Genomic DNA, 12421 nt, shown 5'->3' with positions numbered 1-12421 from the left:
GCATCGATCAGGGCCACGTAGTCGCTGGCCTCGAAGAGCACCGGCTCCCGCCCGGCGCGCTGGCGCAGCATGGGCAGCCAGCCCGACTCCAGGCCCGCCCCGGTGCAGACCGCCAGATCGGCGGCGCGCAGCTGGGCGATCAGGCTGGGCCGCGCCTCGATGTGATGCGGGTCCTGGCCGGCATGGGTGGCCACATGCAGCTTGGCCTGGGGCGCCAGCACCCGGGTCAGGGCCGCCCACTCGGGCTCGCAGGCAAACACGGTGAGCGCGCGCACTGGCAGGGCCAGGCCCAGCAGCAGGCCTGCACCCAGCAGGCGCGCCCAGGGGCGCGGGCGGCGGGGTTCAGAAGCTGTGCGCACCATGGGCTCCAAAGGCCATCACATACTGCAGCTGCCAGCTGCCGCGCGAGGCGTTCTCCACCTCATGCGCATCGCTCTGGCGCGCGTACTGCAGGCGTAGGGCCTGCATATGGGTGGGCTTCCAGGCCAGCATCAGGCTGCGCTCGCGCAGCAGCACGCTGTGGAAGTGATCGCCATGGGGCTGGCGGGCGCGCAGCCAATCGCTGCGCACGCCCACTTCCCAGCTGGGATTGAAGCGCCAGACCGCGCTCAGGGCATTGGCCTCGTGCTTGTCGCTGCCGCGGGCAAAGCGGTTCAGGCCGGTGATGCGCGCGGCCTCGAAGCCCAGGCGCAGCTGCTGCTCGCGGTTGTTGCCGCCGGGCGCCCATTTCCAGGTGCCATCCACCAGCCAGGTCTTGCGGCCGCTGAACTGGGCACCGTGATGATGGTGGTGGTGCTCGTGCTCTTCGGCACCGTGCTCATGAGCATGGTCCTCGTCCTCCAGGGCGGCCTCGCGGCGGTTGTGGATGTGGGACAGGCCCAGCTGCCAGCTGTGGTGGCGGTTGAGGTCGGCGCCCAGCTTGGTGCTCAAGGTGCTCACGCCCAGGCCGCTCGCGCTGCCCGGCGCGGCCTCCGCCACCAGCTTGCGGCCGCGGAAGACCTCGGCCCCCACCATCCAGTAGAAGCTGGTGGGCAGGGTGATGTTCAGGCGCAGACCGTCGTCATTCCAGTGACCGCCGTAGAAGGCACGGTAGAGCAGGGGGCGCTCCACAAAGTCATCGGCATGCGGATGCTGCTGGTTCAGATAGCCGATCTGGGAGGCGAAGCGGCCGGCGCGCAGCTGCAGGCCCGCGGGCAGGCGGGTGGTCTCCAGCCAGAACTCTTCCACGCCTTTTTCCAGCTTGCCCTCATGCGTGGCCACGGCCACCGTGGCCTGGGCGCGCAGCCAGGGGCCGAGCGGGCCGCTGGCCGTCAGGTCGCTGTGGCCCAGTTGCAGGCCCTGGTCGCGCCCGCCCAGGGCCAGGGGCCGGCTGGTGTGCGTCAGGTCCAGCACGGCGCCGAACTGCCAGGCCTGGCTGGCGGGCTTGGCCGGTGCCTGGGCCTGAGCCGCGGCGGCAGACAGGGCCAGCAGGGTCGCGGCCATCTTGAAGAGGGTCTTGGGAGATGTGGACTTCATGGGAGCGGCTTTCGGGTTCAACGGTTGATGCCCAGCCAGGTGATCACGGTGGGCACATAGCCCAGATCGCGGCGGGCCTTGACGGCGCCGGTCTTGCTGTCCAGCACCACCAGCTGCTTGGCCACCGGGTCGCTCAGATAGAGCTCGTCTACCGCGCCATTGGCCACCAGCACGGGCCAGGGCGCCGCCGTGGGCATGCGGGGAATGGCGCCACTCACGCGGGCCAGGGGCGCCCAGGCGCCGTTGCGGCGCTCGCTGACGACCAGACTGCCCTGATCGTCCAGCACAAAGAAGCGCTGGCCGCTGCGGTCAAAACCATGGGCGCGGCGCACCCGGCCCGTGCTCCAGCCCTCGGGCACGAAGTCGCTGACGCGGGCGCGCTCGCCATCCACCGCATAGAAGCGGGTGGTGACCGGGGCGGGCGCGGCGCCCTCGGTGGCGATGCCGATGAACTGGCCCGGCAGACGAGGATGGCCGGCAATGGTGCCCACGCGCAGGGGCGTGCTCAGCTTGCGGCCATCGTCCACCGTGGTCGTGCCGGTGTGCTGCACCAGCAGCATGCCGTCCAGGCAGCCGGCCACGGTGTAGGCGCCGCTGCTGAAGCTGCCATGCATGCCGTTGCAGCGCGTGGCGACCTGGCGCACCAAGCTGTAGCCGCTGCCATTGCGCAGATGCAGGTTCAGATGGGTGGGCAGGGTGTCGGGCGCATCGGCCGCGCGGCTGACCAGCAGCAGCTTGTCGTCCACCGGCTCGCCCAGACCGTGGATGGGCGCGGCCAGATCGGTGCTGGCCACCAGGGCGCCGGCGGCAATCGACGCTTCCGTGAAGAGGCGTACGCCGGCGTTCTGCACGGGCGAGGCCGTGGCATTGCCGTCCATGAAGAAGGCGGCCTGCTTGCCGGCCTGCACGTCGTAGTGCGTCGGGCGCGGGCCGGTGATCTTCCAGGCCAGGGCGCGGCTGCCCTGCTTGTAGTCGTGCAGATGGTCACCATGGTCTTCCTGCCAGATGCCGCCGTCCAGGATCTGCACCTGGTCTTGCATGCGCTGCACGACCAGGGCGTAGCGGCCACGCGGGCTGGTGTAGAGGGCCGCGGGCTCATGCTCCAGGGTGTAGCTGGCCTCGACCGCGGCCGTGGCGCTGTCCAGATCGTGCAGGCGCAGGGTCTTGCTGCCCTGCTCGGCCAGGGCCAGTCGGCCCGCGGTGGCGATGGTCACGGAATCGTGCTTGTCGTCCTTCTCGGGCTCGTCCACCCCGCCGCCGCAAGCGGCCAGCAGGGCCGCGGTAAGAAGGCTGAGCGCCCAGGGGCGCGGCTGCACTGAAGCATTCATATCAACAATCCTTGTGACGAAGAAAAGTGGGGGCGGCTGGCCGTGCTCGGCTGCTCAGGCAGGCGACCAGTCCGGGAAGGGGTCCGGCAACGCGGCCCAGTGGGTACGACCCTTGCGGGTCTCGGTGAAGCTAAGGTGCATGCCCTTCCAGGCCTGTTCGATGGCCGCACGGTCCAGATCGCGGCCGATGAAGACCATCTCGTTCATACGGTCGCCATGGGGCTCTTGCCAGTTCTGCTCGATGCCGGCGCGCTCGGGTGTGCCCGGCGCCGGCCAGCGCTCGCGCGGCGCCGCCGCCCACCAGCGCCCCATGGGCTCATGGGTGGCCATCTGGCCAGCGCGGCTGTAGGCCAGCACCCAATCGGGTCGGCTCGCCAGCCACACGTAGCCCTTGGCCCGCAGCAGGCCTGCGAAAGGCTGCTCCATGAAGGCAGCAAAGCGTGCAGGGTGCAGGGGCTCGCGGCTGCGCAGCACAAAGCTGCCTATGCCATAGGCCTCGGTTTCCGGCAGATGATCACCTTCCAACGCGCGTGCCCAGCCGGGCTGCTCGCTGGCGGCTTCCAGATCGAACAGGCCCGTGCCGAGGATGCGGTCCAGCGGCACCTGCCCACGTACCGACTCCACGATCTCGGCCGCCGGATTCAGCGCGCGCAGCAGGCCCTGTACCTGCTCGCGCTGGGCAGGGCTGATCAGGTCCAGCTTGTTGAGCACGATCACATTGGCAAACTCGATCTGCTCGGTCAGCAGGGCTGCCAGGGAGCGATCATCGCCCTCCCCCGCCACCGCGCCGCGCTGGGCCAGCAGATCGCGGCCCTCGAAATCGCGCAGCAGCTGGGCGCCGTCCACCACAGTGACCATGGTGTCGATGCGGGCCACATCGTTCAGGGCAAAGCCCTGTTCGTCGCGGAAGTCAAAGGTCGCCGCCACGGGCAGGGGCTCGCCGATGCCGGTGCTCTCGATCAGCAGGTGATCGAAGCGGCCCTCCTCCGCCAGGCGCCGGACCTCCAGCAGCAGGTCTTCGCGCAGAGTGCAGCAGATGCAGCCATTGCTCATCTCCACCAGGCGCTCCTCGGTGCGCGACAGCGCGGCGCCAGCCTTTTCGCTGCCCATGGACACCAGGGCGGCGTCAATATTCACTTCGCTCATGTCATTGACGATCACCGCCACGCGCAGGCCTTGGCGATTGGCCAGCACATGGTTGAGCAGGGTGGTCTTGCCAGCCCCCAGAAAACCGGACAGCACGGTAACCGGCAGGGGGTGGGCAGGGATGACAGTGGAGGACAGCATTTCTTAATGATAATGCATTTGCATTTACACCAACAAGCCCCGAGTCCGGGCCATACGGCCTGGGCGTGCTGGCTACACTGCCGCCATGGAACAAGCCCCGCAGCGCTCAACCCGCCAGCGCACCGCCATCCGTGCCACCGTGGATCAGGCCGGCCGGCCCCTGCTGGCCCAGGAGATCCTGGAGCTGGCTCAGCGAGAGGTGCCGGGCCTGTCCCTGGCCACGGTCTACCGCAATCTCAAGAGCCTGGTCGAGGGTGCTGAGCTGCAGGTGGTGCAGCTGCCGGGCGAGAACCCGCGCTATGAGGCTCGCCATGGTCACCACCATCACTTCCTGTGCCGCCAGTGCCAGCGGGTGTTCGACATCCATGCCTGCCCGGGCAATCTGGCCCGACTGGCCCCGGCAGGATTCAGCGTCGAAGACCACGAACTCACGCTCTACGGGCGCTGCCCCGACTGCCGAGCCGCAACCTGAGGCGGCCCGGGTCGCCGGGTCGCCCCGGCTTGCGCGCAAATCCGCGGGCGAAAACCGCGGCGGCAGCGGTATGCTGGATGCCCGGAGTTCGTTTGCATGCCCATGAACCATCCAGGTCCAGTCGCCACGCCCGCTGCAGCCGACGACATATTGCTGCTGGTGGACGATGACGATTCCACGCCTGCGGCCGCCTCAAAGCAGCCGCCATGGAAGGTGCTGGTCGTCGACGACGACCCCGAGGTGCATGAGGCCACCGACTTCGGCCTGCGCGGCGTCGTCATCCTCAACCGCCCCCTGCTGCTGCTGCACGCCCACTCGGGCGCCGAGGCCGTGGAGATGCTCAAGCACGAGCAGGATGTGGCGGTGGTGCTGCTGGACGTGGTGATGGAAACCGTCACCGCCGGTCTGGACATCGTGGGCACCATACGCCAGGACCTGGCCATGCGTGATGCACGCATCATCCTGCGTACCGGCCAGCCGGGCTATGCGCCGGACGAGCAGACCGTGATGCATTTCGACATCAATGACTACCGCACCAAGAGCGAGCTCACACGGAGCAAGCTCTTCGTGGCGCTGTTCACGGCCATACGCACCTATGACCAGCTGCGCCGCACCGCCGAGCAGCAGCGCTTTCTGCATGAGACCCTGGACGTCAGCAGCGCGCTGCTGGACAAGCGGGGCATCAGCGACTACGCGGCAGCTCTGATCGAAGAGCTGCAGAAGCCCTTTCGGGCCGAGCTCAGCGGCTTCGTGGCGCTGGCCAGCGATATGCCCGAAACCCTGGCGCAAGCCCGGGTGCTGGTGGCCGGCCAAGGTTTCGAGGACATGCTGGGCAAGACCCTGGGCGATCTGGACGACGAACAGATCCTCCCCCACCTCGAGCGCTGCGCCCTGTCCAAGTCCATCGTCGTCGAGGCCGATGCCGTCATCGTCTGGGTGGCCCTGGAGCGGGGCCAGGGCCTGCTGATGTACGCGCGCTCCAACAACCCGCTGGTGCCGGCACAGCTGCAGCTGCTGCAGGTGCTGCACCGCCATCTGGACCTGAGCGCGGCCAAGGTCTTTCTCACCGAACGCCTGCACGGCCTGGCGTATTTCGACCGCCTCGTCGGCCTGCCCAACCGCAGCGCCCTGGTGGAAAAGATCGATGCCCGTTCCCCGGCGGACTCGGCCGTGGGCTGGGTGGTGGGCGTGATCGATATCGACCGCTTCGGCGAGATCAACGATATGTTCGGTCACGCCCACGGCGACCTGCTGCTGTGCGCGATGGCACGGCGCCTGAGCGAACGCCTGGGCAGCAGCAGCTTCCTCGCCCGCATCGGGCCGGACATCTTCGGCCTGCTGTGCCCGGCCGCAGCCCTGGATCTGGGGCGGCTCAAGGCGCTGACGGACGAGCCCTTCGAGCTGGACGGCAAGCCGCTGCGCATCACCGTCTCCATGGGCCTGGCCCAGGCCAGCGGACCCAGCGATACGGGCGAGGTGCTGCTGAAGAACGCCTCCCTGGCCCTCAAACGCGCCAAGGCCCAGGGCGCCGGCCAGCTGCTGTGGTACGGCGCCGAATTGGAGGCCCGCACCCGCGAGCATATGAGCCTGCTGCAGGCCTTCACCGAGGCACCTCGCCTGGGTCAGCTCTATATGGCCTACCAGCCGCAATGGTCGCTGCACAGCGGCGAGATCATCGGCTTCGAGGCCCTGATGCGCTGGCGCACGGCCGATGGCCGCCATGTCTCGCCGGATGCCTTCATCCCCGTGGCGGAAAGCTCGGGCCTGATCATCGAAACCGGCCGCTGGGCCCTGATCACGGCCCTGCAGGCCGTGGGCCAGCTGCGCCGCGCCGGCCTGCAAGGCTTCCATATGGCGGTCAATGTCTCGGTGATGCAGTTCCAGGCGCCGGGCTTTGTGGACATGGTGCAGCAGGCCCTGGCGCAGACCGGGGTAGGCGCCGAGGCGCTGGAGCTGGAGATCACCGAATCGGTGGCCATGGCCGGTGCCCAGCAAGTGCTGCAGATCCTGGCCTCGCTCAAGGCCATGGGCGTGGGCATTGCGATCGATGACTTCGGCACCGGCTATTCCTCGCTGAGCTATCTGCACCAGCTGCCGGCCGACCGGCTCAAGATCGACCGCGCCTTCGTCTCCTGCCTGGGCAGCGGTGAGCGCAGCGCGCAGATCGCCGAGATGGTGCTGCCCCTGGGCCGCCAGATCGGCATGAAGGTGCTGGCCGAGGGTGTCGAGACTTCCGAGCAGGCCCGCATGCTCGCGGCCCTGGGCTGCGACGAGGCCCAGGGCTATCTGTTCGCCAAGCCCATGCCGCTGAGCGAGCTGCTGGAGTGGCTCAAGGTCCGCCCGGTCATGGAGAAGCTGCGATGAGGCGCCGCGCCGCCACCCAGCTGCTGATGTCGCTGACGCTGCCCACCCTGCTGGCAGGATGTGGCCGTGAAACCGGCCCGCTGCGCATCGGCTATCTGGGCGGCCTGACCGGCCGGGTGGCCGATCTGGGCGAGTCCGGTCGCAACGGCGTGATGCTGGCGGTGGAGGCGCTCAATGCCGAAGGCGGCGTCCTGGGTCGTCAGGTGCTGGTCGAGTATGCCGACGACGGCCAGGACCCGGCCAAGGCCAAGGCAGCGGTGAAGGACCTGCTGCAGAAGAAGGTGCTGCTGCTGATCGGGCCCATGACCAGTGCCATGGCCCAGGCCGTGCTGCCCGAGATCGAGGGCGCCCGCCTGCCCACCGTGAGCCCCACGGCCACGGCGACCAGCCTGGCTGGCCTGGACGATATGCTGTTTCGCGTCGCGCCTTCGGTGAAGAGCTACTCCGACCAGATAGCGCGTGCCGACTACCAGGCGGGAGCGCGCCGAGTGGCCATCGTGCTGGACCTGGGCAACCGCGCCTTCAGCGAAGACTGGACCCTGCAGTACGGCGAGGCGCTGCGGCGGCTGGGTGCCGAGATCGTGAGCGAGCAGAGCTTCACCTCGGGTGATGACGCCAGCTACAGCCGCGCCATCGAGGCCCTGCCACCCCACGGCATCGACACGCTGATGCTGGTGGCCAGCGCCGTGGACACGGTGCGACTGATACAGACGGCGCGCAACCGCGGACTCGCGCCGCGCTTCAGCGCCTCCTCCTGGGCCGGCACCGAAGCCCTGATCCAGCTCGGCGGCAAGGTCGTGGAAGGCATGTTCATCGCGCAGCTCTTCGACCGCGACAGCAGCAATCCCGAGTACCTGCGTTTCGCCGCCCGCTATCGAGAGCGCTTCAATCAGGAACCCGGCTTCGCCAGCTTGGGCGCCTACGACGCCACCAGTGCCGCGCTGGATGCCCTGGCGCGGTCCTCGGGTCAGGGAGGCGAAGCCCTGAAGAAGGCCCTGCTCCAGGGCGGCCCCTATGCCGGGCTGCAGGAGCGTTGGCAGTTCGACAGCAAGGGTGACACCCTGCGTGCCGTGCGCATTGCCGAAGTGCGCGACGGCCGCTTCAAGGTGCGGAACTGAGGCCAGGCCCAAGGATGCGCAGCCTGAGTTTGCGCAGCTGGTGGACCCTGCTGCTCCTGCTGCTGGTCAGCACCATGTTCGCCGTGGTGGGTGGCATGGTGCTGGCCTACCGCCTGCCCCAGGTGGAACAGCGCAACCGCGATCTGCTCAATGAGCGCGTGCAGGGTGCACGGCATCAGCTGGAACAGTACACCCGCATGGTCGAGGATCAGCTGCAAGCCTTTGCGGCTGCCGCCTCTCAGCTCGACACCCGGCGCCAGCAGAGTCTGGCCCAGGCCCTGGCCGACCACTCGCGGCTCTACACCGCGGTCTATGTGCTGGACCGCGAACAGCGCGTCGAGGTGCTGGCCCTGGCGGCTGAACAGGGGCCGCCGCTGCTGAGCCAGCTGCGCGGCATGGATCTCTCGGCCAGCCCCCTGGTGCAGGCCCTGGACCGCACGGCCCGCGGACACAGCGCCGCGCCCCTGTGGAGTGGCGAGTACCTCTCGGTGCTCTCGGGCCGCAATACCGTGGCCCTGGGCCTGATGCTCTCGGGCCGCAGCTACATCCTGGAGCTCTCGGCCCAGCAGCTGCTGGCCAGCGTCAGCCGGCGCGGCCAGGTCTCCTCGGCAGATTTCGAGCTCTTGATCATCGACCCGCATGGGCGCGAGCTGGCCTCCTCGCAGAGCGTCGAGGGGCGCATGCAGTTCCGCGACTTCAGCGGCAGCGCCAGCTTCAGGGCCGCGCTGGCCGGCCAAGATCTGCCTCCCCAGGAGACCGGTGCAGACGGGCAGGCGCGCAGCTACGCCGGCAGCCGGTCCGAGAAGCTGGGATGGGTGCTCATGGCCAACAGCCCCCGCGGCATGGCCGAATACCACTACCGCATGACCGTGCTGCTGGTGCTGGCGGGGCTGATCGCCGGACCGCTGCTGGCCCTGCTCGCCGCGCCCGTGGCCGCCGCCGCCATGGCGCGACCGCTGACGCGGCTGCAGCGTCGCGTGCGATCGATCGCGGCCGGTGAGCTGAATCCCCCCTCGGTCAGGCCCTCGGTCATTCTGGAGGTGCAGCGCCTCTCGGAAGACATCGCGCGCATGGTGGATCAGTTGCAGACGCGCGAGATCGAGACCCGCCGGGCGGCGGATCGGCTCAGTGCCACGCTGGAATCCACGCCCAGCATCGCCATCCAATGGTTCGATGCGGAGGGGCGCTTCCTGTACTGGAACGAAGCCTCCACGCGCATGTACGGCTACACGGCACGCGATGCCATTGGCCACTCCATTCATGAGCGGCCCCTGTACCTGAAGGATTCCGATCAGGTCCAGGCCCTCGCGGCGGTGATCAGGCAGATCGTGGACAGCGGTCAGCCCTACGGGCCTGCCGAGTTCAGCATGCGCCACCAAGACGGGCGGGAGCTGATCGTGCTGGCCAGCCTGTTTCCCATCCCGGCCGAGGATGGTGGCCGTCTGGTGGTTTGCATGGATGTGGATGTGACCGAGCACCGCCGTGTCCTGGATGATCTGGCAGCCAGCGAAAACAAGTTGGAATTCATCTTCAATGCGTCACCCACGGCCTTGTCGGTGTCGGATGCCGATAACGGCTACCGGGCACAAGCCGTCAATGCGGCGTGGCAGCAACTGTTTGCGCGCCGTACCGATGAAGCCATCGGACTCAACGGCAGCGAAATGAAGATGTGGGTCAACATGGCCGATCGGGAAGCCCTGATTGCAGCCGTGGAGTCACGGCCAGAGCTGCACACGAGCGAAGCCCTGCTGCGCAATGGGCGCGGCGAGGTGATGCTCTGCCGCATCTCAGCGCAGCTGGTGACCATCCGCGGTTCACGCCTGCTGCTGATGTCCACGGAGGACATCACGGAGCAGCGCCGGGCCGAGGACCAGATCCGCAAACTCAATCTGGAACTGGAAGACCGGGTCGTCGAGCGCACCGAAGCCCTCTCCGCGGCCAATGCCGAGCTGGCCATGAATCTGGAAGCACTGCGCCAGGCCCAGCAGCAGCTGGTGCAGGCCGAAAAGCTTTCCGCCCTGGGCCGCCTGGTGGCCGGCGTGGCCCATGAGCTGAACACGCCCATAGGCAATAGCCTGATGGCCGTGTCCAGCCTGCGCGAGCCCATGGAGCAGATCCGCAGCGCCATGGCCGGTGGCGGGCTCAAGCGCTCCATGCTGGAGAGCTTTGTCACGCATGTGGGCGAGGGCACGGACATCGCGCAGCGCAATCTGAGCCGGGCGGCCGAGCTGGTGATGAGCTTCAAGCAGGTGGCGGTGGACCAGACGACGACCCAGCGGCGCCGCTTCAAGCTGGACGCCGCCATCGAGGAGATCCTGCTCACCCTCAATCCCATGCTCAAGCGCAGCCCCCACAAGCTGAGCCTGGACATCGAGGCCGACATCGAGCTGGACAGCTATCCAGGCCCCCTGGCCCAGCTCATCACGAATCTGGTCCACAACGCCCTGCTGCACGCTTTTGAAGGGCGCGAGAGCGGTGGCCAGATCAGCATACGGGCCCGGCGGCTGGAGGCCCAGCCCGGTCTGGTACAGCTGGATGTGGGCGACAACGGCGTGGGCATCCCGGCGCAGGCCATGGGCCGCATCTTCGACCCCTTCTACACCACGCGCATGGGGCGCGGCGGTACCGGCCTGGGCCTGCACATCGTGCACAACCTGGTCACCCAGCTGATGGGCGGGCAGATCCGGGTGCAAAGCCAGGAGGGCCAGGGCACGGTGTTCGAGCTGCTGCTGCCCCTGCAGGCCCCGGTCTCGATGTCCGAGGACCAGGTCCTGTTGCCCTGAGTCTATCTGCGCCCCCGGGGGCAGCCATGAGGCCTGAAGGGCCTGGGCAAAGCCGGGGGTGGCTGAAGATCGCCATTGCAGCCGGGAGGCTGCCTAGAATCAGGGCATCGCGGCAGCTATTGCCGGCAAGAGGCTCCCACCATGGGATTCGCATGAGTCTTGTCGCCCCGCAACGCCTCGGCTTGCTCGCCAGCGCCCTGGCCGCGGCCCTGCTGCCCACGGCGGTTGAAGCAGCCAATGTGCTGATCATCACCGAGACCAATGCCCTGACGCTGGCGCCCGGCACACAGACCCGCTTGCAGGCACGTCAGCTGGCAGCGGGCAACACGGTCACCATCGTCAGCATCAACGCCCTGCCCGGCAGTCTGCTGGCCTACGACCAGGTCTGGGACCTCAGCTTCGTCAACCCCCTGTCCGGCGCCAACGCCAGCCTCTACAGCAGCTATCTGGCCAGTGGGCGCACCGCCGTGCTGGTGGGTGAGAACGTACTGGCCTGGCTCCCGCGCAACAACTCCATCGCCAGCTTTCTGGGCAGCCTGGGCGCGGGCACCGTCACGGTGAATACCAGCGGCATGGCGGCCTCACCCCAGACCCTGCTGCCCGAGTTCCAACTGGCCAACGCCGTGTCCAGCGTGCCTTTCCCGGGAGCCGGCAAGTTCACCGCCGTGGGCAGTGGCCGCTGCATGAGCAGCGACTGCACGGCCGCGGCTTGGGGCGCAGGCAGTCTCTCGAGCGTCCCGCTGGGCACCCTGGTCAGCGTCTTGGACATCAACTACCTGGTTCCCTCGACGGAGCAGCCGGCGCTCACCGACAACCTCATCGCCTACCTGGCCCAGCAACGCCAGATTGCGCTGAGCACCGATATCGACACCCAGGCCCCGCACTACCTGGCCAGCCAGCTGGGCATCACGGTGAATCCGGTATTCAGGGGTGGCGTGCTCCTGGTGGACAACAGCCCCATGTCCATAAGCCGCAACTTCCTGATCCACGGCGGCGGTGGCACCGTCTCGGCGCCCAGCCGGCAAGCCCTGTTCAGCGGCGTGTTCTCCGACGCCCAGCCCGGGGTGGCCGGTCGGCTCACCCTGGACGGCCAGGACGCCCGCATCACCCTGAGCGCGGCGCAAGCCTTCACCGGTGCGCTGCAAGTCAGGCAGGGGGTCACGCTGGTCCTCAGCGCCAGCGCCAACCTGGCCAGCAGCAGCGGCCTGCAGCTGGACGGTAGCCTGGACCTCAGCACGCTCACGGGCAGCAGCAGCACGCTGCGCACGCTCACCGGCTCGGGCCAGGTGCTGCTGGGCAGTCGCAGCCTGCTGCTCAGCCAGGCCAGCGGCGAGTTCGCCGGCAGCCTCAGCGGCAGCGGCGGCTTGCAGCTGCAGGCCGGTAGCTGGACGCTCAGCGGCAGCCCGGCGCACAGCGGTGCCACCCAGATCGCCGCCGGCGCCAGCCTGGCCCTGAAAAGCGGCGCCAGCCTGGCCGCCAGCAGCGGCCTGCAGCTGGATGGCAGCCTGGACCTCAGCGGCCTCTCCGCCAGTAGCAGCACGCTGCGCACGCTCA

At 68.4% G+C, this 12421-nt stretch carries 8 protein-coding genes and 1 pseudogene; 5 read left to right on the top strand and 4 right to left on the bottom strand.

Annotated elements, in window-relative coordinates; genetic code table 11:
* The 4 genes from ACK5F2_RS13105 to ACK5F2_RS13090 all read right to left on the bottom strand — a co-directional run.
* The coding region (locus ACK5F2_RS13105) for a metal ABC transporter solute-binding protein, Zn/Mn family (RefSeq protein ID WP_409865253.1) at positions 1-362 on the bottom strand (362 nt) is incomplete at its 3' end.
* On the bottom strand, positions 343-1515 hold the full coding sequence (locus ACK5F2_RS13100; protein ID WP_409865250.1) for a hypothetical protein: 1173 nt from the start codon (positions 1513-1515) through the stop codon (positions 343-345). The genes ACK5F2_RS13105 and ACK5F2_RS13100, both read right to left, overlap by 20 nt.
* 17 nt (positions 1516-1532) lie before the next feature.
* Positions 1533-2843, bottom strand: a complete 1311-nt coding sequence (locus ACK5F2_RS13095) for a hypothetical protein (protein ID WP_409865248.1) — start codon at positions 2841-2843, stop codon at positions 1533-1535.
* A 54-nt stretch (positions 2844-2897) separates the two neighbouring features.
* On the bottom strand, positions 2898-4130 hold the full coding sequence (locus ACK5F2_RS13090; RefSeq protein WP_409865246.1) for a GTP-binding protein: 1233 nt from the start codon (positions 4128-4130) through the stop codon (positions 2898-2900).
* Positions 4131-4215: 85 nt separating this feature from the next.
* Between ACK5F2_RS13090 and ACK5F2_RS13085 the strand changes: the two genes are divergently transcribed.
* The 5 genes and pseudogenes from ACK5F2_RS13085 to ACK5F2_RS13065 all read left to right on the top strand — a co-directional run.
* On the top strand, positions 4216-4602 hold the full coding sequence (locus ACK5F2_RS13085) for a Fur family transcriptional regulator (protein WP_409865244.1): 387 nt from the start codon (positions 4216-4218) through the stop codon (positions 4600-4602).
* A 102-nt stretch (positions 4603-4704) separates the two neighbouring features.
* Entirely contained in the window at positions 4705-6966 is a 2262-nt protein-coding gene (locus ACK5F2_RS13080; protein ID WP_409865241.1) for a putative bifunctional diguanylate cyclase/phosphodiesterase, read from the top strand.
* Positions 6963-8084: an ABC transporter substrate-binding protein gene (locus ACK5F2_RS13075; protein ID WP_409865239.1), complete on the top strand. Its 1122-nt coding sequence runs from the start codon at positions 6963-6965 to the stop codon at positions 8082-8084. The genes ACK5F2_RS13080 and ACK5F2_RS13075 overlap by 4 nt, the downstream gene beginning before the upstream one ends.
* Before the next feature lie 14 nt (positions 8085-8098).
* Positions 8099-10867: an ATP-binding protein gene (locus tag ACK5F2_RS13070; RefSeq protein WP_409865237.1), complete on the top strand. Its 2769-nt coding sequence runs from the start codon at positions 8099-8101 to the stop codon at positions 10865-10867.
* A 152-nt stretch (positions 10868-11019) separates the two neighbouring features.
* Positions 11020-12421 (top strand): annotated as a pseudogene (locus ACK5F2_RS13065) (hypothetical protein); the annotation flags it as partial.

Origin of the sequence: Roseateles sp., from assembly GCF_046300915.1 — a bacterium.
Taxonomy (GTDB): Bacteria; Pseudomonadota; Gammaproteobacteria; order Burkholderiales; family Burkholderiaceae_C; genus Kinneretia.
Note: the sequence above shows the minus strand (reverse complement) of the source record. Positions and strands in the feature narration are given on the sequence as shown.

Bases quoted from the DNA above. Each gene is read 5' to 3' on its own strand.
- ACK5F2_RS13100 (WP_409865250.1), bottom strand. From the start codon at position 1,515: ATGAAGTCCACATCTCCCAAGACCCTCTTCAAGATGGCCGCGACCCTG.
- ACK5F2_RS13095 (WP_409865248.1), bottom strand. From the start codon at position 2,843: ATGAATGCTTCAGTGCAGCCGCGCCCCTGGGCGCTCAGCCTTCTTACC.
- ACK5F2_RS13090 (WP_409865246.1), bottom strand. From the start codon at position 4,130: ATGCTGTCCTCCACTGTCATCCCTGCCCACCCCCTGCCGGTTACCGTG.
- ACK5F2_RS13085 (WP_409865244.1), top strand. From the start codon at position 4,216: ATGGAACAAGCCCCGCAGCGCTCAACCCGCCAGCGCACCGCCATCCGT.
- ACK5F2_RS13080 (WP_409865241.1), top strand. From the start codon at position 4,705: ATGAACCATCCAGGTCCAGTCGCCACGCCCGCTGCAGCCGACGACATA.
- ACK5F2_RS13075 (WP_409865239.1), top strand. From the start codon at position 6,963: ATGAGGCGCCGCGCCGCCACCCAGCTGCTGATGTCGCTGACGCTGCCC.
- ACK5F2_RS13070 (WP_409865237.1), top strand. From the start codon at position 8,099: ATGCGCAGCCTGAGTTTGCGCAGCTGGTGGACCCTGCTGCTCCTGCTG.